The sequence below is a fragment of the Sporosarcina sp. Marseille-Q4063 genome (assembly GCF_018309085.1).
GTDB lineage: Bacteria > Bacillota > Bacilli > Bacillales_A > Planococcaceae > Sporosarcina.
In genome coordinates this window covers 2,230,538-2,252,111 of sequence record NZ_CP070502.1, presented here as the reverse complement: position 1 = coordinate 2,252,111, position 21,574 = coordinate 2,230,538, and the positions used below count along the sequence as shown (strand labels likewise).

Sequence of the window (21,574 nt, the reverse complement as noted above, 5' to 3'; positions counted from 1 at the left end):
AGAAAATAATGGGAAATAAACGAATTCAAATCAAGAAGATTTATGAAGAAGTTGCGGATGCACTGATCAACATGATAAAAAATGGCGAGTTAAAACCTGGCGATAAAATAGATTCTATAGAGCAATTAGCAAAAAGTTTTGATGTGAGTCGTTCTGCGGTAAGAGAAGCGCTGAGCGGTTTGCGGGCGATGGGATTAGTTGTGATGCGACAAGGCGAAGGGACTTTTATCACGCAATTTGATGCGTCGAATTTTGCCTTGCCGGTTAATGCAGGGTTATTAATGAAAATGGAAGACATCAAAGAATTGTATGAAGTGCGTAAAGTTCTTGAAGTAGGGGCTGCGAGATCAGCTGCGCTCCACCATAAAGAGGAAGATCTAATACCACTCCAAGAAGCCATTGAAGAGATGAAACAGGCGCAAACAAATGGTGAAATTGGCGAAGACGCTGATATGCGTTTTCACATGGCGATTGCGAATGCGACGCATAATGACATTCTCATTCATTTGATGCGGTCAGTCTCTGAAGTGATGGTCAGTGTTTTAAGAGAGACGCGAGAAGTGTTAATTTATTCGGAGCAAAAAACGGTTTCACTTATTCATGAACACCAAATGATCTATGACGCGATCAAAGCGAGAGAACCGAAAAAAGCTTATCAATTCATGTTGGAACATTTAACGAATGTCGAAAAGTCATTGGAAAAGTATATGAAGTTTAGAGAATAGTAGAGGTGAACGAGATGAAAGTTTCTTTGTTTATAACATGCATGGCGGATATTATGACGTCGAATGTCGGGAAAGACACGGTGGAAATTTTGGAAAGGTTCGGGTGCGAGGTGGATTTCCCTGATACGCAAACTTGTTGCGGTCAACCGGCTTACAACAGCGGGTATTTGGAAAATACGAAAGCAACGATGAAGCATATGATGAAAGTTTTCCGGGATTCAGAATATGTTGTTGGTCCGTCTGGTTCTTGCGTAGCGATGTTAAGAGGTTATGAAGCGATTTTTCGCGGAGATCCCGAATGGGAAGAAGAAGCAAGAAAGCTTGCTGCAAAAACGTTTGAGCTTACGCAGTTTCTCGTCGAAGTGTTGGGAATTGTCGATGTCGGCTCAACGTTCAAAGGAAGAGTGACGTATCACCCTTCCTGTCATATGACTCGAATCTTAGGGGTGAAAGCGGCGCCTGTTCAACTGTTGCAACATGTTGAAGGCGTGGATCTCGTCGAACTTCCGCATGGTGAGGATTGTTGCGGGTTTGGTGGAACGTTCGCTGTTAAAAACTCCGTGATTTCGGGGCAAATGGTTCAAGAAAAAGCGGATCATGTCGTTGAAACAGAAGCGGAGTATTTGGTCGGTGGAGACATGGCTTGTTTGATGAATATCGGAGGTCGGTTATCAAGAGAAGGACGAAATGTGAAAGTCGTTCATCTTGCTGAAATATTAAACACAGTTAAGTGAAGGAGTGTGATTTAGATGGGTATTCGTATCGGAAATCCTTCGTTTGAAACGCGCGTTCAAGAAGGAATCGAAAATGACTTTATGTTGAATTCAGTTGCTTCCGCTCAAGGCCGTTTCAGAGGTCGACGAGGCGTCGCGACAGAGGAATTGGGAAACTGGGAAGATTGGCGTACTTTGGGTGAAGAAATACGCTCGCATACGTTGGAAAACATTGATTACTACCTTCAACAATTGAGTGATAACGTTGCAAAACGCGGTGGCCAAGTATTTTTTGCTGCAACTGCAGATGAGGCCAATGAATATATTAAAGAAGTCATAAAAAGAAAAAACGGTAAAAAAGTCGTGAAGTCAAAATCGATGGTGACAGAAGAGATCGGATTAAACAAAGCGTTGGAAGAAGCCGGCTCGGAAGTCATTGAAACGGACTTGGGCGAATGGATTTTGCAATTAGACGGCGATGTACCGTCGCATATTGTGACACCAGCGCTGCATTTAAATAGAGACCAAATTAAAGATACCTTCACCAATAAAAGGGGCTATGATAAATCAAACACGCCTGAAGAACTTGGTTTATTTGCACGTGAAGAATTAAGAAAAGACTTTTTGTCGGCTGATATCGGCATAACGGGCTGCAACTTTGCTGTTGCTGAATCAGGTGCGGTAACTTTCGTGACGAATGAAGGAAACGCGCGACTAGCAACGACCTTGCCTGACACGCAAATCTCGGTTATGGGCTTGGAACGAATCGTGCCTACATGGGAAGAACTTGATGTTTTAGTCAGTTTGCTGACAAGATCTGCAGTCGGTCAAAAATTAACAAGTTATATTACGGGGATTACTGGAACGCGTTTAGCAGGGGAGATTGACGGTCCTGAGGAATTCCATTTAGTCATCGTCGATAACGGAAGGTCTAAAATTTTAGGCACTGAATTCCAATCAGCGCTGCACTGCATCCGTTGTGCGGCATGCATTAACGTTTGCCCGGTGTACCGACATATTGGTGGCCATGCTTACGGATCGATTTATCCGGGACCGATTGGCGCAGTTTTGACGCCTTTACTGGACGGCTATGAAAATCATAAAGAACTTCCGCATGCTTCTACGTTGTGCGGTGCTTGTACAGATGTATGTCCCGTGAAAATTCCGCTGCACGAGCAGTTAATTCGCCATCGGGAAATCATGGTTGAGAAAAATATGGCGCCGATGGGTGAAAAAATTGCGATGAATGGATTTGTTAAGTGGTCGACCCACCCAGCCGCTTATAAATTAAGTTCCAAGTTGGCGCGTACGGCATTAAAACCGTGGACGAAAGATGAAAATATTACAAAAGGTCCGGGTCCGTTGAAAAATTGGACAGCGCAGCGCGATTTTCCTGCTCCTAGTCAGCAAACGTTTCGTTCGTGGTTTAAAGAACGGGAAAAAGGAGGAAAGTCGCAATGACGATACAAAATCGTGAAAGTTTTTTAGATAACTTGGCAAACACCCTCGGGAGACCCCGTCGCACAACTGGCGTAGAGCGACCGAAATGGAGTTTGAGTCCTCAGTGGGAAGTCTATGAAGGGCTTTCGCAAGATGAATTAGTCGATGTGTTGGAGCAACAATGCAAAGTCATTCATACGAACTTCAAAAAGACGGATTTTGCTGGATTATCCGATATACTCAAATCGACGATCAAAGCGCATGACGGAAACAAAGTGCTCGCGGCGAATGACCGTCGGAATAAAGAATACGGGTTGGACGTTGTATTTGACGACCTTAAACAAGAAGGCGTCGACGTGCGTCTTTGGGATTCGGCAATCGGAACGGAAAACCAAGTGTTCGCTGAACAAGCGGACATCGGAATTACGTTTAGTGAAATCACGCTTGCTGAATCCGGAACGATTACGTTGTTTAACGACAAAGATAATGGCCGTTCGATCAGTTTGCTTCCAAGAGTTCATGTGGTTGTCATTCCGAAAAGCACACTCGTTCCGCGTATGACGCAAGCGGTGAAACAAATTCACGAAGCGAATAAAAATGGGCGTGAAGTTTCGTCATGTGTTAGCTTTATATCAGGACCTAGTAACAGTGCGGACATTGAAATGAACCTCATTGTCGGTGTGCACGGGCCTGTTGAAGCTACTTATATTGTTGTTGACGATAAATAGAAGGAGAATGTCAATGATCTCTGAAACTATCAAATCACAGTTTGAACAATTCGTTGGAAAAGAAAATGTCGAGGACAATCAGGCGTCATTACTTGCTTACTCGTACGACGCAACGCCCGGTTTTCAAGCGATGCCTCATTGCATTGTTGCGCCCAGAAATGCGCATGAAGTCGCCGCGGTCGTCAAACTATGTAACGAACATAAAATACCGATTGTTCCAAGAGGATCCGGTACGAATTTAAGCGCAGGCACAACCCCGTTGCAAGGTGGGGTTGTTCTTCTATTTAAACATATGGATAGAATACTAGAAATCGATGAAGAGAATTTAACGATGACTGTCCAACCGGGCGTTATTACTTCTCATATCATCGCTGCCGCTGAAGAAAAAGGATTGTTTTATCCTCCAGATCCAGGCTCCATGCATATTTCAACAATCGGCGGAAATATTAGCGAAAATGCCGGCGGATTGCGCGGGTTGAAATACGGTGTGACGAGAGATTACGTCATGGGCTTGGAAATTGTGTTGCCGAACGGGGAAATCATTCAGACAGGCGGCAAGTTGGCCAAAGACGTGGCGGGTTATGACTTGACGAGATTATTTGTCGGGTCGGAGGGGACGCTTGGTGTCGTGACGGCTGCGACGTTGAAATTAATTCCCAAGCCGGAAACGAAGAAAACGATGCTTGCGCTGTTCGATGACTTGGAAACGTCGGCAGAAGCAGTGTCAGCAATTATTGCAAACCGTATTATCCCGGCAACGCTTGAGTTTTTAGACCAACAAACGGTGAGAGTCGTTGAAGACTTTGCGCAAATCGGACTTCCGACAGATGTAGGTGCCGTTTTGTTGATCGAGCAAGACGGACCGCCGGAAGTAGTCGAGCGAGATATGGAAAGAATCGAAGAAATATGCAGATTAACCAATGCAGTCGATGTGCGTGTGGCGAAAACAGATGCAGAAGCCGAAGCATTAACAAGCGCAAGGCGAACGGCATTATCTGCGCTGTCAAGAGTGAAACCGACAACAATCCTTGAAGATGCGACCGTGCCTCGTTCTAAAATCGCGGAAATGGTGCGTGAAATCGAAGCGATCGCCAAAAAGTATCAGCTCACCATTTGTACATTCGGGCATGCGGGGGACGGGAATCTTCACCCGACTTGTTTGACGGATGCGCGTAATGAAGAAGAAATGGCGCTCGTTGAAAAAGCATTTGAAGAAATTTTTCATAAAGCGATCGAACTAGGCGGAACGATTACCGGGGAACATGGTGTCGGCGCGATGAAATTACCTTATTTGCATTTGAAAATTGGGGAAGCCGGGGTTGAAGTGCTGCGCGGGATAAAGAACGCGATTGACCCGAACCATATTATGAACCCGGGTAAAATTTTCTCTAAGTCCGAACGCAATCGGGTGGTGATTTGAGATGATGAGCACAGAGGAAAAAGCGCGGATTCAACAAGGTTTCAAAGAGAAAATGGATTACAACGAACTGATGAATTGCACGCGATGCGGGTTTTGCTTACCGAGTTGTCCGACGTATATTGAATCTGGAAAAGAAGAGATTAATTCGCCTCGCGGAAGAATCGCATTGATGAAAGGTGTCGTCGATGGGCTCATCGAACCGGATGAAGACGTGAAACGGTCCATTGACTTATGTTTGGGATGCCGCGCGTGCGAACCCGTTTGTCCATCGGGCGTAAACTTTGGTCATTTACTCGAACAAGCACGAGATGCAATCTATCAAACGAACAGTCAATCTCTTCCCGAAAAAGCGATGCGAAGTATTTTCTTTAACAATCTATTTCCGTATCACAACAGAATGATCGGCGCAGTCGGTTTACTAGGATTTTACCAACGATCTGGTCTTCAAAAAGTGACAAGATCAGTTGGAATCATGAACCTTTTCCCGGAAACGATGCGGACGATGGAAAAAGTGTTGCCCGAAGTTCCTAAGAAAAAGGAAATGAAACGAAGACAACGTCATTTTGCGCCGCTACGAGAACGAAAGAAAAACGTCGCCTTTTTCTCAGGTTGTTTAATGGATACGATTTTCATGTCTACCAATGATTCAACGACAAAGCTATTGCAATATGCAGGATGCGAAATTGTCGTACCGGAAACGCAGGGCTGTTGCGGGGCATTGCATGGGCATAGCGGCGAGAAGGACCGGGCGAAAGAAATGGCCAAGCGCAATATCGAAGCGTTTGAAAAGGCCGAAGTCGACTACATCATCACGAATGCCGGCGGTTGCGGTGCATTTCTAGTAGACTACGGGCATCTTCTAAAAGATGATCCCGAGTGGAGCGAACGGGCGCAAGCCTTTTCCGATAAAATCAAAGACATCACAAGCATATTGGTCGAACTTGAATTTGATAAACTGCCGCTTCGACTCGATGACCAAATCGTCACGTACCAAGATTCTTGTCATTTGAAAAATGGCCAGAAGACATTTTTAGAACCTCGTAAATTATTGCAATCGATTGAAGGCGTTACATTTGTTGAAATGCATGATGCGGGCCGTTGCTGTGGATCTGCAGGCATTTATAACATCGTAGAGTCTGACATGTCGATGCAAATTTTGGATTATAAAATGGAACAAACGAAAAAGACCAACGCGAAAACCATTGTAACGACGAACCCCGGCTGTTTATTGCAAATGAAGCTCGGAATTGAACGCGAGGGATTGGCGGATCAAATGGACGCGGTGCATATTGTTGATTTGCTCATAACGGCGTATGAAAACGCCGAAAGTACTCAGAATGGTACTAGTCGAAAAGTTTAAATGGGAATAAGTTGAAAGTCACATCAATGGGGTGGATTAATCTTGGTCTGATGCGAGAGAAAATTCACAGATATACTATTTGGATAAAAGCCTGGAGGAAGCTGTTTAACAGTTTCCCCCAGGCTTTTTCTTTTATTCAAATATAACATTGGCGCCCAAATTCATAAATGAATTGGGCTCTTTTAATAGTGGGTGCTGGTTAATATTCCCTAGTTTATTTGATTTTAACTCAGGTATATAGATTACAAGGCCATTTATAGAATTGAAAACCAACTCCAGCCAAGTGAAATAATGGAGAGGAGGAAGCGGTAATGAGTGTTCAAAAAAGTACAGACAGTTCAAGCCTTGCCGAGGTGATTGATAGAATCCTGGATAAAGGAATTGTGATTGATGCCTTTGTAAGAGTGTCTCTAGTCGGGATTGAAATCATTACGGTGGAAGCCCGGGTGGTTATCGCTAGTGTGGATACCTGGCTCAGGTACGCAGAAGCTGTCGGCCTCTTGCAGGATGATGTCCAGGATAAAAAAGAGCAATTAAGTTATTAAGAAAGGATGAACATGAAATGAGCGATCAAGAATCCAATGAAAATTATGAAGAGGCGGAAAGGGAAGAACAGAAGGAAACGGAAAGTAATCAGCCGACACAAGAAAAGAAAGGTCCGAATTATTCCATGAACTTTGCGCTGATTGGCGGGGTGGTTGGAGCAGGAATCGGGTTGCTTGCCAATCCGGCTACGAGCCAGAAGGCCATGAAAAAATTAGGCGAATCTGAATTGGTCAAAGTGGCGAGCGAGGAATTCAGAAAAACGGCTCAGGAGCTTCTAGCAGGGCAAGCGCAAAACAGCATCAAACATCTTGCTTCGGGCTATATGAGTAAAATCGAACAAGGGCTACTGTCCCCGAAGAATGATGATAACAGTGTTCCAAACCAGGAAAAGCAACAAAGCTATAACGAGATAAAAGAAGAAAACAAACAGTTAAACGATCGACTTGAAAAGATTGAAGAGATGCTGAATGATCTTGTGGCTACCAAGTGATAACAAGTCTTTAAAGGGGGTTAGTGCATGGACAAGCCACTGGCAAAAACTGCAGGGAAAGTAGCCGAAAAAGTGATTGAACACACGCCAGAACCGATTAAAGACAAAGTGAAAGAAGTTGCAGCCGATAAGGCCAAGGAAAAAGTTGTCGAGAATGTCCAGGACAAGGGAGATAAATTAACCGAAAAACTGGGAGACGCCAAAGAAAAGTTGGTCGATAAAGTTGAAGACAATGCAGGAGAAGCGAAGGAAAAAACCCGAAATGTACTGCTTTCCGCCCGAGATAAGCTTGGGAAAGTGGTCGATGCAGGGGAAGAACTTCAGGATAAAATATCCTCGGCAAATAAAAGTGATGATAAACGGAAAGTAAAGGGTGTTTCGGACATTAAGGGAATTAGCTCGATCAAGACGTCCAAGGATATTAAGGGAGCCACCGAGATTAAAACTATAAACGACATTCGGACCATTGGATCTTAAAAGGATTAGCGAAAGGAGAATGCAATAATGTCAGTTCAAAAAAGTACAGATAGTTCAAGTTTAGCGGAGGTTATTGACAGAATTCTGGACAAAGGGATTGTAATTGATGCATTTGTCAGAGTATCAGTTGTCGGGATTGAAATTTTGACAGTTGAAGCAAGGGTGGTCATTGCCAGTGTTGATACATGGCTGCGATATGCAGAAGCGGTTGGGTTGCTACAAGACGGCGCTGAAGAAGACGATTTTGCCCTCGAGTCGAATGAAGGCAATGCTCGATTTAGTATCTAGAAATCCGCTGGCGTCGCTAGGGTTAAGGCAACCCTGGCATGCTAGCTTTTAGCAGGAGGCTGCCATGGAAATTAAACAGATAATCGAAAATGTGACGGAATTTTTTAATGAATTTGTTGCCCCGGTCCATAAAATTACTGCCATAGAAGCAAGTGATGATAATGGCTGGAAGTTGACGGTGGAAGTCATTGAGGAAAAGGAATATATGAAGAGATATGCAAAGGATGAAATGCTTGGCGTTTATGATGTCCGTCTCAATGAGGAGAAGGAAATCACATCCTATAAAAGATGGGATATCCGTTTTAGAAGCGCCATCAAAATGGGAGAGTAAGTCTTGGGAGTAGGAGGAAACAGAGTGACGGTCTTAAAGGATAAAATCGACAAGAATTCACGGGCAATCATTCGTGATGAAAAGACGGAAGAACTGCTTTCCCGTTCGTTGCAGTACATGAAAGCCGGGTATCCCATCCATTTAACAGGCCCATCTGGAGCCGGAAAGACATCTCTTGCGCTTGCACTTGCTAAAAGAAGAAAAAAACCTGTCATGCTCATACACGGAAACCATGAGTTGAACAACAAGGACCTGATAGGCGACTTCACAGGTTATACGAGCAAGAAGGTAGTCGACAATTATATACGGTCGGTTTATAAGCGGGATGAAAACGTGACGGAGACATGGAGAGATGGACGATTGCTGGAGGCGGTTAAGAATGGATACACGCTGGTTTACGATGAGTTTACACGTTCATTGCCCACCACCAATAACATTTTTCTATCCATTTTGGAGGAAGGCGTCCTTCCGTTGTACGGCACCAAATTAACCGAGCCTTTTGTTCGAGTCCATCCTGATTTTGCGGTGATCTTCACTAGCAACCCGGATGAATATGCCGGGGTTTACCAAACGCAGGATGCACTTCTTGACCGGCTCATCACCATTTATATCGATCATAAAGATCATGACCGTGAGACGGCAATCGTAGCCGATAAAGCCAACATCGATGACAAGGACGCTGCAGCCATTACAAAGTTGGTCGCAATGCTGCGGGGAGAATGCTTAGAAAATACCGGTCCGAGTCTCCGAGCATCCATCATGATTGCTAGGTTGGCGGCAGAACAAAAAATTAAAATTGATGGATCCAATCCTGATTTCGAACGACTGTGCTTGGACATTCTAGGTCACCAAGTAGGCAGGTGCATCGAATCCGATGAACCAATCAAAACAGCAGAGAAATTAATCAAAAAGGCCTGCAGCAATATGAAACCCAAGCAATAGAGGAGGAATTATAAATGAGCGAAGAAGAGCAAACCGGCATCTATATTTTTTGCGGAATCCAGACAGAAACAGACGAAGATTTCGGCACGATTACTATCGAAGGCGAAACTAAGGAGCTGTTTACCATACGCCATAAAGATGCGGCAATTGTAGCAGTAGAGGTTCCGATGAAAATCTATCATCCGAATAAAGACAATTTACTTATGCACCAAAATGTCGTCTCGCAAGTGATGAAAAGGAATGACACTGTAATCCCTGTCAGCTTCGGAAATGTATTCCAGTCCAAGGAAGACGTTGGTGTGTTGCTAGAAAACCTATATCCGCAGTTTGAAAAACTGTTCCCTGCGATAAAAGGGAAGGTGGAGTTAGGTCTGAAAGTGATCGGAAAAAAAGAATGGCTGGAATCAATTGTCGCTGAGAATTCAAAAATCGATAAAATGGCGAAGGCTGTGCAAGGGAAATCAGAAGCAGCCAGCTATTACGAAAGAATTCAGATTGGCGGAGCTGCCCAAAAAATAATCACTTCACTGCAACAGAATATAAAGCAGGAAGTCTTCAGCCCGCTGACGGAGCTCGCTGAGGCATCCAAAGCCAACGACCCGATTGGTGAAAAAATGCTTCTTAATGCAGCCTTTTTAGTAGACCGTGGCAAAGAAGCAGATTTCGATGAAAAAATTAATGAAACATACGAAAAATGGAAGGACAAGGTAGAGTTCAGCTACAGCGGACCTTGGCCTGCGTATAATTTCATCAATATCCGATTACAAGTTGAGGATGCGTGATGATTCATAAACTGGTTACCGCTCCAATCAACCTGGTCATAAAAATCGGTGAAAAGGTGAAAGAGGAAGCTGATAAAGAACTTTTCGACCTTCCGACAATCCAGCAAAAGCTGATTCAGCTTCAAATGATGTATGAACTTGAGGAGATACCAGATGAGTTATATAAAGAGAAAGAAGAAGAATTGCTTCTTCGATATGAAATGGCAAAAAGAATGGAAATGCAGCAATGGGAAGAAATGACAAAGAGGAAATGAGGAAAGAAAAAGATGGACAGTCTCATTTACTTATATGGATTGATACCGACAGAGGAAGCAATCAAACAACAGCTGCCTTCTAATAAAGGCTTCGATGGCAAAGGGCATATGTACACCCTCGCTTTAGGCAAGGCAACTGCTGTTGTCTGCGACCTTGATGCAAAAGAGTACTCGGAAGAAAGTATTCAGGAACAAATTAACAATAACATGGAGTGGCTCCAGGAAAAGGCTTTTCACCATCACGAGACTGTCATGATGCTCTCAAAGATGTACACGATAGTACCCCTGAAGTTTTGTACGCTGTTTAAAAACCAGGCAAGTTTGGAAAACGCAGTACAGACGAAGGAAGCGGATTTGATTGATACATTTGCCTCGATTCACGGAAACGAGGAGTGGAATTTGAAAATCTACTGCGATGATCAATTGCTAAAAGAACAAGTGAGTGAGAGCAATCCGGCCATTGAAGCAAAACGAGAAGAAATAAACCAACTTTCTAAAGGAAAGCAATTTTTCGCGAAGAAAAAGCTAGATAAGCTGATTGAATCCGAGTTGGAAGAAGAAAAAAACAGAATTAGTGAAAACATCCATGGACATCTAAGCGAAATTGCGCTAAAAGGAAATATCAAAAAAACTTGGAGCAATGACGTAACGGGAAGAAAAGATGAGATGACCTGGAATAGCGTCTATCTGATTCCCGCGGCAGATGTAGAAAACTTTTTAAGACAGATTCAGCAATATGAAAAGGACATGAAGGGAATGGGATGGCAGTTTGAAGCAACTGGGCCATGGCCGGCCTACCACTTCTCCAACTTTTCATAAATGAGGATGAGATGAAACTATGGCATTAAAAGAATCGATGGAAAATAAGGATATAGCGCTCATTGATATTTTGGATGTCATCCTAGATAAAGGTGTCGCGATCAAGGCGGATTTAGTGATTTCTATTGCTGGCGTCGATCTTGTGTATTTAGATTTGAGAGTATTGATCGCTTCAGTGGAATCTCTCGTTCAGGCCCAAGCGGGAAACCATGAAACCGTATCTTCAGAACAATTTGAAAGACAAAGGGAGGCATTGACTGATGCAACCGGCCAACCAAGCAAGTGGAAAGATTAATTTAGACCCTGATAATGCGGAGCATGGATTGGCGCAATTGGTGCTGACCGTAATTGAGCTATTACGACAAATAGTGGAAAGGCACGCGATTCGGCGGGTCGAAGGCGGAACGTTGACGGACCAGCAAATTGAGGACTTAGGCGAAGCATTGATGAATTTGGAAGAGAAAATGGATGAGCTAAAAGAAATATTCGGTCTGGATGCCGAAGACTTGAATATTGACCTGGGTCCTTTAGGAAGCTTGCTTTGAAACGAACACCCAAGGAGGATTTTAAATGGAACATTCCATGCAATCCAACACGATTGTAGACGTACTTGAGAAGATACTCGATAAAGGAGTGGTGATTGCAGGAGACATTACAGTCGGCGTTGCGGATGTAGAATTACTCACCATCAAAATCAGACTGATTGTTGCTTCGGTCGACAAGGCAAAAGAAATCGGCATGGACTGGTGGGAAACCGATCCTTATCTATCTTCCAAAGCGGTTGACAGCAATACAAAAGCGCTAGAGGAAGAGAATCGACAGCTCCACGAAAGGCTCGAAATGCTCGAAAACAGCATGTTAGCTAGCGGACTCAAAACCAATTAGTTCAACTATTAAACCATAACTAATCTACTGACAAAAAAGTATCAAGAATATTAGGAGGAAACGACATGACTGAAGAAACAATCTTGAAAGAAAATCAAACTGAAGGAAATAATAATAAAAAAGGCAATCTTACACGGTCGCTAGCAGGAGGCCTGATCGGTGCAACCGTCGGATACCTGGCTACTCCTGAAAATGGTCAAAAGCTAAGCGACAAAGGTTTGGAGTTGGGGAATGCGGTGAAAGACGGCTCGAAGAAAGCCGTTAATTCCATTAAGGATAATGCATCCAAGCTATTTTCAAAAGAAAACGGGAATACTTCCGACGATCAAGAGCCATCCAACGATGCTTCCGAGGATTCCTCTCAAAAAAATGAAGGCATTTCAGGTCGTTTAGACCGTCTGGAAGGTCTGCTTTCGAAACTAACAGATGGTGGTTCAACTGAAAAAGAAAATAAAACTTCGAATGAATCAGGAAGTTCTTCACAAGATTCAGCCGAGGACAATCAAGAGGAAGATAAAAGCAAAGATGACAGCGAAGAGTCTGACTCTGTTTTAAAAAATTCCTTAAAGGATGATTCAACGGATAAAGAGCAGCAGGAAAATGATGACGAAGAGGAAGAAGAGGCTCAAAATAAAGATAAAGAACAAGATAACGAAGAATATGAAACTTTAAAAGAAGAAAATGAACAACTTCAGGACCGCCTGGGCAAAATAGAAGAGCTTTTAGAAAAACTAGCTGAAAGCAAAAATGATCAAAGCCAGGAAGCGGCAGAGGAAGAAGATCAGAACGAAGAAGAGAGTTCTGATGATGAAGAGGATAAAGATAGCGGCAAAGGAAATGACGAAGTAGCGGCTAGCAAAGATGAAAGTGATGAAGAGCAAGATAGTTCCGATGAAGAAAAAGATGAAGATGAATCAGAACCTGAAGAAGATGAAAAAGCTAAAAAGACCAAGAGCGACGATAAATCAAAGTCATCTAAAAAGAAGAAAGATGAAGAACCAAAAAAGACTAAAGATTCCAAAGCGAAAAAAGAAGATCAACAGAAAGACGATGAGGAAAAAGAAAAAGGCAAGAAGAATAAGAATAAGAATAAAGACGCGAGCAAAGACAATGATGAAGATGAAGATGAAGAGTTAGAAGAAAAAACACCAAAGAAGGATCAAAAAGCAAAGAGTAAGAGTTCGGATGCTAAATCTGAAAAAGACGCCAAACAGAAAACAGAAAAAAAAAACCGAAAAAGTGAAGGAAAAACAGACGAAGTAAGCGCCAAAGATGAGGAATCCTATCTGGTTTTAGATGGATCAAAAAAGGAGGCGTAAAAATGGGTAATCGTTCTGGACATAATAAAGATAATATACTTGAGTTTTTGGTGCAAGCAGCGAATAAACACGACTTCAACTTGGATATCACTTTAAATGTTAAAGGAGCTGTCATTACCGGTACACTGGTATCGGCAAAGGAATACTTCAGCACCTTAAGCGCGACTCTTGAAGACGGAAATGACATTGCCCAGAAGCTAAGTGAACAGCTGGATCAGGCTGGGGAGACTGCTCAGAATAATGATGAAACCGAGGCTAATTTTCTTCATATGAAAGACACCAAAGTATATTGCGGCGACAGCAAGCCAACTCCTTCGAAGGGAGAAATTCTTTGGCGCGGCAAATTAAGCGAGATTGATGGTTTCTTTTTAGGGAGAATATTGGATGGCAGCGACGAGTAGACGTAATTGTTGATTTGCTAGTAAAAGCCTATGAAAACGCTGAAAAGTCCGAACAATGATATACTAGTGATAGAACAATAGTATTCATTTTGGAGGCGGATAATATGCGTAACGAAGACATGCTACTCATTCCTGGACCAACACCAGTCGTCGATTCAATTTATGATGCAATGGCACAGGAAACAAGAAGCCACACCGACGGAAGATTCACCGCGATTTACAAAGAGGCAATCGACATGACCCGAGAAATGTTCCAAACAGACGGAGAAGTATTTGTCGTGTCGGGTTCCGGAACGCTTGCGATGGAAATGGCACTTGTGAATACGGTTGCGGCTGGAGAAAAGTTGTTAGTCGTCAGCCAAGGCTATTTCGGCGACCGTTTCATTAAATTAGGCGAGGCGTTCGGCATCAAGGTTGAAGTGCTTCAATCCGAGTGGGGCAAGCAAGTAACGGCTGCCGAAGTCGAAGCCAAGCTCGCTACCGATAAATTTAAAGCTGTAACGATAACGCACGCGGATACTTCTACGGGAGTCGTCGCCGATTTAGACGCGCTCGTGCCAGTCATCAAAAAGCACGGTGCACTGATCATATTGGACGGGGTTGTTGCAACCGCGGCGATTGAAGAAGATATGAGTAAAGAATACGGCAATCCTGACTATAAAATTGACGTGATTCTAACCGGCTCGCAAAAAGCGATTGGCGTACCACCAGGTCTTGCAATCGTCGCTTTCAATAAAACCGCATTGGCTGCGCGCGAGGAAATTGAACGCGTGCCGGCTTACTATGCTGATATTTACAACTGGATTCCGATCATGAACGACCCGAGCAAATATTTCGCGACCCCGCCTGTGAACCTAATTTACGCTTACCACGAAGGCATGCGCATGGTTCTGGATGAAGGTCTTGAAAAACGTTATATTCGCCATGAAGCTTACGGAAAAGCAGTGCGCGCAGGGCTTGCTGAATTCGGAATGAAGGCGTTGGCAGACGAAGCAGTCGCCGCATCAACATTAAGCTGTATTCTGTACCCTGAAGGCGTGGACGACGCGACATTCCGTGCCGAAATGGCGAAAAAAGGCGTTATCCTAGCAGGTTCCTTAGCTCATCTAGGCGGAAAAGCATTCCGAATCGGGCATATGGGGAATACGACTGCGGAAATGCTGGAAAAAGCGGTTGAGCTGATCGGGGATACGTTGAATGAAATGGGTCATAAAGTTGACTCGACGAAGGCTGTTGAGAAATTTAGAGAGCGATTAGAAGTCACAGTGTGAACGACTGACTTTTATTCGAATAAAACCTCGACTTCCATAGTGGGAGTTGGGGTTTTTTGATGTTTTTGGCGCTGGGGATTAGGGGAGTTCGCGCAATCTCATATAATGTCCGCTCAATTCGTGAACTCCTCTGTAACCAGATCATGCCTCTCCAAGATAGATTATGCTTTTCACCATACCAATCTTAACTAAGATATAAAAATGTGTTATCATATAAAGTAACTGCATATCGTAAATGTTTTCTAGGGTTCCGCGACATCTTATGTTGGCCTGGTCCGAGAGAAAACTCGCAGCTTTGCTGTGTCACGGAAGGATAAAAGCCTGGGAGAAACTGTTTAACAGTTTTCTCTCAGGCTTTTTTTGTTTTTTGGTAACAATAAAATTGGAGGGATCTTGTAGATGAATAATGATTGGATTAAAGTATTTATTGCTGCTTTCTTTGAGGTTTTTTGGGTGATTGGTTTAAAACATGCAAATGACTTTTGGACGTGGGCTGGAACTGCAATTGCGATCTTTATCAGTTTCTATTTAATGATTATGGCTGGACGAAAACTTCCAGTAGGAACTGTATATGCAGTTTTTGTTGGCCTAGGTACTGCAGGAACTGTGTTTTCTGAAATTCTATTCTTTGAAGAACCATTTAAAGTAGAAAAAGTACTCTTGATTTTAGTTTTATTGGCAGGCGTAATTGGCTTGAAGTTAGTGACAACGGACAATGTTCAGAAAGGGGATGAATCTTGATGGCGTGGATTTCTTTAGTAGCAGCAGGCGTGTTTGAAATGTTTGGTGTTGCAATGATTAATAAGTTGCATAAAGACCGGAATTGGCAATCATTAGTACTCTTGACTCTCTCGTTTGGCGCAAGTTTTATATTTCTTGCATATTCCATGAAAACACTTCCGATGGGTACAGCTTATGCAATTTGGACAGGTATTGGCGCGTCTGGTGGAGCAATTTTAGGTATGGTTTTATATGGAGAGTCATCAGACTGGAAAAGACTTGTTTTTATAGGAATGGTTTTGGGTGCCGCAGTAGGTCTAAAACTCGTCTCGTAAAAGAAAAGTAACAGTTCAGGCTTCCGACTTTTATTCGAATAAAACCTTGGAGCCCAGATTCGCAAAGGAATTGGGCTCTTTTAACTTGAATCAGGTTTATTCAGTTTTTTTACCAATATACATAATATGTTCTGCTAAACTCAATAAATCCTCTCGTTCACATACCTGTTCTGCAAAATCTAACCAAGCGTTTAGAACTGCAGGATTCTGTTTGAGAAGTTCTGGCTCGCGAAGATATAAAAAACTTTCACAGTTAAGTAAATGAAGTTTTTCGAGCTCAAACTGATCGAAGAATGGAAGTACATTTTTAGGAGAGATGAAAAAATTATCTGAAAACCCTTGTCCCGCAAAGTCTTCATCTGCCACTATCATATTTAGTTGGGATTTCCGCTCATTATCTAATATAAATTCAGGATTATGTATGAGATAATCCCAAACGAAAGAGTAAGAAGAAACAAATGCCACAAAAATGGTTCCTCCTGGTTTCAGCTTTTTTAAACATTCCTTAATAGTTTTCACTCTATCGCTCTCGCTTTTGAGATGATACATAGGCCCCATGCATAGCACATAATCATATTGGCCATCTTCAATGGTTGATAGATCACGACTATCAACTTGCAAGGCTTTAAGAGGGAGATCAAGTTCTTTTGCCTTGTTCACTGCAAAGTTTACATTCTCTTGTGAAAGGTCGGCTAATGTCACATCGCACCCACGTTGGGCAAGATAAAGTGAATACCTACCCGGACCACCACCGAGGTCCAATACTTTGTCATTAGGCTTAATATAACGATTCATAAAGCGCTTGCTAAGTTCAAATTCTACTTTGTGACGTTCAAGCCGTTCCCACTCATAATTTACTGTTTCATCATAAAATTTTCTCACTACTTCTAAACTATCCAAGATCAATTCCCCCTATATCTTCTTGAATTAAAGCGTTAATTTAAGAAGAAATTACTTTTCCAGATTTAGAAAACTTATAAATTCCCACTATCAAACAAACCATGCTAAAAGCCCAAATGATTCCGGCAATCCCTATGTGAAGTGAGTTTTCTTCAGATGCCATGACATGTTCGTAATCAAACGAAATAGCTTTTATGAAAAAATAGCCTGCAACGGAGAGCCGCTCACTGAGGACAGCTTTAAACAATAACGATTATTAATCAAAATGAATTCCTTCCGCTTTGCTCCAGTCAGACATTTCCCGTTGACACTTCCTGTTTATTTTTCCCACTGGCCAAATAAAAAAAGAGTAGCCGAAGCCACCCCTTTCTAAAAAAGAGGGAAACAAAAATGCTGGCTTTATTCATTTCACTAAATTATCCTCTTTCTTTGCTTGCTCATCTAATCGCCGACGAAATACTAGAGCCGAAATAGCGAATATAACGAAAACTGTTGTAGAACCAGCAATAACTATCTTCAATACATTTCCTATTGGCGTGTTGAATAATAGAGGAACCGAAATGACTAGGACGGCACCAGTTAACCCCATCCCTAAAATTGAGAACGCTAAAATTTTATGCATTCAATCACCACCCAAAAGTAATTTCTGTTTCACCTATATTCGAATAGGTGACTGTATATGTTCCTTCGTTCACAGGGAGCGGCGAAATAAATGTGCCGGACGAAATAACCATGCCTTTTTTCAAAGTTTTATTTTTCTCAGCAAGTTTTTGAGATAACCATGCAACTGAAGAGACAGGATTGCCCAATACAGCAGAAGAAACACCTTCACTGATTTTCTCTCCATTAAGAAAAAGCTCCATTTTTACATTGGCTAATTCCTTGAAAGACAAGGGCTCGACTGGATCAGATACGACAACCAGACCTGTTGCGGTATTGTCGCAAAGCAAATCAGCTAAAGAGAAATTAGGAAACCAATCGATATAACGTGCATCGGGAACTTCTATCCCCGCAGCAATTTTACATTTGCTTGAAATTTCTTCTTCATCAGCACCCGCAGTCAAATCTTCATTCAAAATAAACATGATTTCTGGTTCGATCAATGGGGCGAATAAAGAGAATAATGAAACAGAGTCTCCGCTTTTCACTAAATTGGAGGTCAGTAAAGTCCCATAAGCGGGTTCATGAGTCCCAGCGATTGCTTGGGTTTCAGCACTTGTCATGCTGATTTTATAACCAGCTACCTCATCATTTTCCTGTTCGCATTTTCTTTTGATGAATTCATCTTGAATTGAATAGGAAGTTTCCTCGTCTAACGTATATTCATTGCGAATAAATTCGATTGGTTGCTTCGTTTTACGAGCAGTTAACAGATTATGTACGATTCGGTCTGCCACAGTTGTCATAGTATTCAATCCCCTTCGAAGTTTTTAGAGCTCTTAATCTAGAGAAATCCTTATTCCGATTAAACTATCATTTGCTTAATACTAATCATTTCAAATAAACGTCATTTTCGCAATACATTCAACGGAAATACTTCCGTTTAGTCGTTTGAGAGTAGGTATTAGTCGCTTTGGAGTTCTTATTGGTCGTTTGAGTGGGCGCTTTAGTCGTTTAAAATCCGTTATGGTCGTTTGAGGGCATACTATAGTCGTTTCGTGTTTTATCGCGATGAACGAACCAAACATTTCGTTGGTTTGTCTTGTTTTGAATGATAAAGTTATAGAAAATAGTAATCATGAGGTGAGGGAATGGATCTTCGTACATATTTGACGCTGGATGCGACTGAGATGGCGCAGTTAATTCGTAATAAAGAAGTAACGTCGAAAGAATTGATCGAACTTAGTTTTGAACAACTTGATAAAGTGAATCCGTCGCTGAATATGATGACCGATGTGTGGCGTGAGAGAGTATTGAATGAAGCGGAGCAGCTGGGGGAAACAAATCGCCCGTTTTCAGGCGTGCCCATGTTGCTGAAAAACAGTTCGCAATCAGTGAAAGGTGAAGGCATTACTTCTGGTTCCAGACTTCTAGCAAACAATATTGCAGAACGCGATTCCAATTTTGTTGGCAAACTTCGGAATGCGGGTTTTTTATTCGCAGGTCAAACGAATGCGCCTGAATTCGGGTTGAAAAACATTACGGAACCAGAACTCCATGGTCCAACGGGAAATCCTTGGAATAGCGAATACTCTCCGGGCGGATCAAGTGGGGGTTCAGCTGCGGCCGTCGCTTCTGGTGTTGTTCCTGTCGCAGGGGCAAGCGATGGCGGCGGGTCTATCCGGATTCCGGCGTCGTTTACTGGTTTATTCGGATTGAAGCCGACAAGAGGGCGTACGCCTGTTGGACCAGGAGTGGGGCGCCAGTGGCAAGGGGCAGCCATTGACTTCGTTTTAAGCAGAAGTGTGCGAGATAGTGCAGGGCTACTTGACGTCCTTCAAGTGATTCAACCAGAAGCAGCATTCCAAGCACCTTTGTTTTCGGGGAGCTATCAAAATGCGATGATGGAACCATTTAACAAGCCGTTGAAAATTGCTTTTACCACGAAGTCGCCAGTCGGCACGCCGGTATCTGAAGAAGCGCGGTTAGCCGTCGAAAAAACGGTGAAATGGTTAGAAAAAGATGGCCATATTGTAGAGGAAAGAGACAACGGCGTGGACGGCATCCAGTTAATGAGGGATTACTATCTCATGAATAGCGGTGAGATCGCGGCTTTAATTCAAAAACTGGAACGTGCAGTTGGGCGGCCGATTACAGCGGATGACGTCGAAATTGAAACGTGGATGCTGAATGAAGCTGGCAAGTCCGTATCCGCTGCGGAGTTCTCAGCAAGTCTTGCGTCATGGGATACGGCAGCCGCGCAAATGGCTGCACTCCATCAAACTTATGATTTTTATATAACGCCAACGAATGCATTCACTGCACCGAAAATCGGTGAATTGACCTTTTCGAAAGCAAATCAGGAACAAATGCGATCGAATATAAGCGGTGTTTCCGGAAATAAACAACAAGAACTAATCTATGACATGTTTTTACCGAGTTTGACGTACACGCCTTTCACGCAACTCGCTAACTTGACCGGTCAACCAGCCGTATCCGTTCCTGTGCATTTATCAAAGGAAGGCCTTCCGTTAGGCGTCCAGGTGATGGCGCAAAAAGGGGAAGAACATCGACTTCTTCAGCTTGCCTTCCAACTTGAGCAAACAGATTTATGGGTTGGAATGAAGGGTAATCCGTTGTTTGAGAATAAGTAAATTTATTTTTAAAACCTCAATTTCATGACTGCGGTCATGGGAATTGGGGTTTTTTATAGTTGTCCGCGCAATCCTTTATATTGTCTGCCCAATTGGGTGAAATGCCCAATTATGTGCGCTCAATCACGCATTTTCTCCGCTCAAATGAAGGATGTCAGCGCAATCTCAAATAATGTCATCTCAATCGGAAGAAATGCGCAATTATGTCCGCTCAATCGATCATTATGTCCGCGCAATTTATGAATTCCGCGTAAACACTACGAAGTCCTCCCCAGACCCCCCCAACTCCGCGCAATAAAAGTTCCCACCACCGGATAGTGAATTGCAATTCAGTAAATTGATTGCTAGAATTATAGTGAGATAGAATCTTCAGAAAGTACCGTCAAAAGGGAGTGGGAAAGTGGATATTAAAGATAAAGTGGCCGTTGTTACTGGGGGAGCTTCTGGATTAGGTCTTGGAACGGTCAGAAGCTTAGTGGAAAAAGGGGCTAAAGTCGTCATATTCGATTTGAATGAAACCAAAGCGAATGAAGTGTGCGAAGAATTAGGGGGAAATGTCGCGTACGCAAACGTAGATGTCACGAGTGAGGCATCCGTAGAAGCAGGTATCAAAACAGCGGTAGATAGATTTGGAGCCGTACATATATGCGTCAACTGCGCAGGCATCGCGCCTCCGCAAAAAACAGTTGGGCGAGCAGGCGCGATGCCGTTAGAAAACTTTAAAAAAGTCATCGACGTTAACTTGATTGGAACGTTTAATACATTGAGACTGGCGGCGGAAGCAATGACGAAAAACGAACCGCTGACAGATGATGGAGAACGAGGAGTCATTATTAATACAGCATCGGTCGCAGCTTTCGACGGACAAATGGGGCAAGCGGCATATGGTGCGAGTAAAGCGGGCGTCGCGGGGATGACGTTGCCGATTGCGCGGGATCTATCGTCATATGGAATCCGCATTAATACAATCGCGCCGGGTTTATTCAGAACGCCGATGGCTGAAGGATTGCCGGAAAATGTAATTGAAAAGTTAGAAGGCATGGTTGAATTTCCGAAGCGACTGGGTACGCCAACGGAATATGCATCGAGCGCATTGTTCTTAATTGAAAACGGCTATGTAAACGGTGAAGTTATTCGGTTAGACGGCGGAATTCGTATGCAACCGCGGTAAAGG

The 21,574-nt window shown here is 43.1% G+C and carries 28 protein-coding genes and 1 riboswitch; of the genes, 25 read left to right on the top strand and 3 right to left on the bottom strand.

Annotated elements, in window-relative coordinates; all coding sequences use genetic code 11:
• Positions 1–8 precede the first annotated feature (8 nt).
• The 23 genes from JSQ81_RS11705 (at position 9) to JSQ81_RS11595 (ending at position 16,246) form a co-directional block, all read left to right on the top strand.
• Positions 9–725 carry a FadR/GntR family transcriptional regulator gene (locus JSQ81_RS11705; RefSeq protein ID WP_212604249.1) on the top strand — a complete coding sequence of 239 codons (717 nt, stop codon included), beginning with the start codon at positions 9–11 and terminating at the stop codon, positions 723–725.
• Between the two features lie 14 nt (positions 726–739).
• Complete coding sequence (locus tag JSQ81_RS11700; protein WP_212604248.1) at positions 740–1,459, top strand: (Fe-S)-binding protein; 720 nt, start codon at positions 740–742, stop codon at positions 1,457–1,459.
• Positions 1,460–1,474: 15 nt separating this feature from the next.
• Entirely contained in the window at positions 1,475–2,899 is a 1,425-nt protein-coding gene (locus JSQ81_RS11695; protein ID WP_212604247.1) for a LutB/LldF family L-lactate oxidation iron-sulfur protein, read from the top strand.
• Positions 2,896–3,606, top strand: coding sequence for a LutC/YkgG family protein (locus tag JSQ81_RS11690; RefSeq protein ID WP_212604246.1), 711 nt, complete (start codon positions 2,896–2,898; stop codon positions 3,604–3,606). Before JSQ81_RS11695 ends, JSQ81_RS11690 begins: the two co-directional genes overlap by 4 nt.
• A gap of 13 nt (positions 3,607–3,619) precedes the next feature.
• Positions 3,620–5,026 carry a glycolate oxidase subunit GlcD gene (gene glcD / locus JSQ81_RS11685; protein ID WP_212604245.1) on the top strand — a complete coding sequence of 469 codons (1,407 nt, stop codon included), beginning with the start codon at positions 3,620–3,622 and terminating at the stop codon, positions 5,024–5,026.
• A gap of 1 nt (position 5,027) precedes the next feature.
• Positions 5,028–6,386: a (Fe-S)-binding protein gene (locus JSQ81_RS11680; RefSeq protein WP_212604244.1), complete on the top strand. Its 1,359-nt coding sequence runs from the start codon at positions 5,028–5,030 to the stop codon at positions 6,384–6,386.
• A 311-nt stretch (positions 6,387–6,697) separates the two neighbouring features.
• Complete coding sequence (gvpJ, locus tag JSQ81_RS11675; protein ID WP_212604243.1) at positions 6,698–6,931, top strand: gas vesicle protein GvpJ; 234 nt, start codon at positions 6,698–6,700, stop codon at positions 6,929–6,931.
• A gap of 17 nt (positions 6,932–6,948) precedes the next feature.
• On the top strand, positions 6,949–7,422 hold the full coding sequence (gvpT, locus tag JSQ81_RS11670) for a GvpT/GvpP family gas vesicle accessory protein (RefSeq protein ID WP_212604242.1): 474 nt from the start codon (positions 6,949–6,951) through the stop codon (positions 7,420–7,422).
• A 27-nt stretch (positions 7,423–7,449) separates the two neighbouring features.
• A complete protein-coding gene (gvpQ, locus tag JSQ81_RS11665; protein ID WP_212604241.1) occupies positions 7,450–7,899 on the top strand; it encodes a gas vesicle protein GvpQ in 450 nt (149 codons plus the stop codon).
• 27 nt (positions 7,900–7,926) lie between these two features.
• Positions 7,927–8,187, top strand: a complete 261-nt coding sequence (gene gvpA, locus JSQ81_RS11660) for a gas vesicle structural protein GvpA (RefSeq protein ID WP_212604240.1) — start codon at positions 7,927–7,929, stop codon at positions 8,185–8,187.
• A 64-nt stretch (positions 8,188–8,251) separates the two neighbouring features.
• Positions 8,252–8,518: a gas vesicle protein GvpO gene (gene gvpO / locus JSQ81_RS11655; protein ID WP_212604239.1), complete on the top strand. Its 267-nt coding sequence runs from the start codon at positions 8,252–8,254 to the stop codon at positions 8,516–8,518.
• A gap of 24 nt (positions 8,519–8,542) precedes the next feature.
• Complete coding sequence (gene gvpN / locus JSQ81_RS11650; RefSeq protein ID WP_212604238.1) at positions 8,543–9,460, top strand: gas vesicle protein GvpN; 918 nt, start codon at positions 8,543–8,545, stop codon at positions 9,458–9,460.
• 14 nt (positions 9,461–9,474) lie between these two features.
• Positions 9,475–10,242, top strand: coding sequence for a GvpL/GvpF family gas vesicle protein (locus JSQ81_RS11645; protein ID WP_212604237.1), 768 nt, complete (start codon positions 9,475–9,477; stop codon positions 10,240–10,242).
• Complete coding sequence (locus JSQ81_RS11640) at positions 10,242–10,496, top strand: gas vesicle protein GvpG (RefSeq protein WP_212604236.1); 255 nt, start codon at positions 10,242–10,244, stop codon at positions 10,494–10,496. Before JSQ81_RS11645 ends, JSQ81_RS11640 begins: the two co-directional genes overlap by 1 nt.
• Positions 10,497–10,508: 12 nt before the next feature.
• The gene (locus JSQ81_RS11635) at positions 10,509–11,315 is read left to right on the top strand and encodes a GvpL/GvpF family gas vesicle protein (RefSeq protein ID WP_212604235.1); all 807 of its coding nucleotides are present in this window, start codon (positions 10,509–10,511) and stop codon (positions 11,313–11,315) included.
• A 19-nt stretch (positions 11,316–11,334) separates the two neighbouring features.
• Positions 11,335–11,610 carry a gas vesicle protein gene (locus tag JSQ81_RS11630; protein ID WP_212604234.1) on the top strand — a complete coding sequence of 92 codons (276 nt, stop codon included), beginning with the start codon at positions 11,335–11,337 and terminating at the stop codon, positions 11,608–11,610.
• Complete coding sequence (locus tag JSQ81_RS11625) at positions 11,576–11,860, top strand: gas vesicle protein K (RefSeq protein WP_212604233.1); 285 nt, start codon at positions 11,576–11,578, stop codon at positions 11,858–11,860. Before JSQ81_RS11630 ends, JSQ81_RS11625 begins: the two co-directional genes overlap by 35 nt.
• 25 nt (positions 11,861–11,885) lie before the next feature.
• Positions 11,886–12,200: a gas vesicle protein gene (locus tag JSQ81_RS11620; RefSeq protein WP_212604232.1), complete on the top strand. Its 315-nt coding sequence runs from the start codon at positions 11,886–11,888 to the stop codon at positions 12,198–12,200.
• A gap of 65 nt (positions 12,201–12,265) precedes the next feature.
• Positions 12,266–13,519, top strand: coding sequence for a hypothetical protein (locus JSQ81_RS11615; protein ID WP_212604231.1), 1,254 nt, complete (start codon positions 12,266–12,268; stop codon positions 13,517–13,519).
• 2 nt (positions 13,520–13,521) lie between these two features.
• On the top strand, positions 13,522–13,920 hold the full coding sequence (gvpU, locus tag JSQ81_RS11610) for a gas vesicle accessory protein GvpU (RefSeq protein ID WP_212604230.1): 399 nt from the start codon (positions 13,522–13,524) through the stop codon (positions 13,918–13,920).
• A 104-nt stretch (positions 13,921–14,024) separates the two neighbouring features.
• Complete coding sequence (locus tag JSQ81_RS11605; RefSeq protein WP_212604229.1) at positions 14,025–15,191, top strand: pyridoxal-phosphate-dependent aminotransferase family protein; 1,167 nt, start codon at positions 14,025–14,027, stop codon at positions 15,189–15,191.
• Between the two features lie 231 nt (positions 15,192–15,422).
• A riboswitch (guanidine-I (ykkC/yxkD leader) is annotated at positions 15,423–15,521 on the top strand.
• A gap of 69 nt (positions 15,522–15,590) precedes the next feature.
• The gene (locus tag JSQ81_RS11600) at positions 15,591–15,932 is read left to right on the top strand and encodes a DMT family transporter (protein ID WP_212604228.1); all 342 of its coding nucleotides are present in this window, start codon (positions 15,591–15,593) and stop codon (positions 15,930–15,932) included.
• Complete coding sequence (locus JSQ81_RS11595) at positions 15,932–16,246, top strand: DMT family transporter (RefSeq protein ID WP_212604227.1); 315 nt, start codon at positions 15,932–15,934, stop codon at positions 16,244–16,246. Before JSQ81_RS11600 ends, JSQ81_RS11595 begins: the two co-directional genes overlap by 1 nt.
• 96 nt (positions 16,247–16,342) lie before the next feature.
• On the opposite strand, the gene JSQ81_RS11590 is transcribed toward JSQ81_RS11595, so the two are convergent.
• The 3 genes from JSQ81_RS11590 to JSQ81_RS11580 form a co-directional block, all read right to left on the bottom strand.
• The gene (locus JSQ81_RS11590) at positions 16,343–17,146 is read right to left on the bottom strand and encodes a class I SAM-dependent methyltransferase (protein ID WP_212604226.1); all 804 of its coding nucleotides are present in this window, start codon (positions 17,144–17,146) and stop codon (positions 16,343–16,345) included.
• Positions 17,147–17,549: 403 nt separating this feature from the next.
• Positions 17,550–17,768, bottom strand: coding sequence for a hypothetical protein (locus JSQ81_RS11585; protein ID WP_212604225.1), 219 nt, complete (start codon positions 17,766–17,768; stop codon positions 17,550–17,552).
• Between the two features lie 4 nt (positions 17,769–17,772).
• Positions 17,773–18,552 carry a 2-keto-4-pentenoate hydratase gene (locus tag JSQ81_RS11580; RefSeq protein ID WP_212604224.1) on the bottom strand — a complete coding sequence of 260 codons (780 nt, stop codon included), beginning with the start codon at positions 18,550–18,552 and terminating at the stop codon, positions 17,773–17,775.
• Between the two features lie 345 nt (positions 18,553–18,897).
• Here JSQ81_RS11580 and JSQ81_RS11575 point away from each other — a divergent pair, with 345 nt between their 5' ends.
• Positions 18,898–20,400: an amidase gene (locus tag JSQ81_RS11575; RefSeq protein ID WP_212604223.1), complete on the top strand. Its 1,503-nt coding sequence runs from the start codon at positions 18,898–18,900 to the stop codon at positions 20,398–20,400.
• 400 nt (positions 20,401–20,800) lie between these two features.
• A complete protein-coding gene (locus JSQ81_RS11570) occupies positions 20,801–21,571 on the top strand; it encodes a 3-hydroxyacyl-CoA dehydrogenase (protein ID WP_212604222.1) in 771 nt (256 codons plus the stop codon).
• Positions 21,572–21,574: the final 3 nt, after the last annotated feature.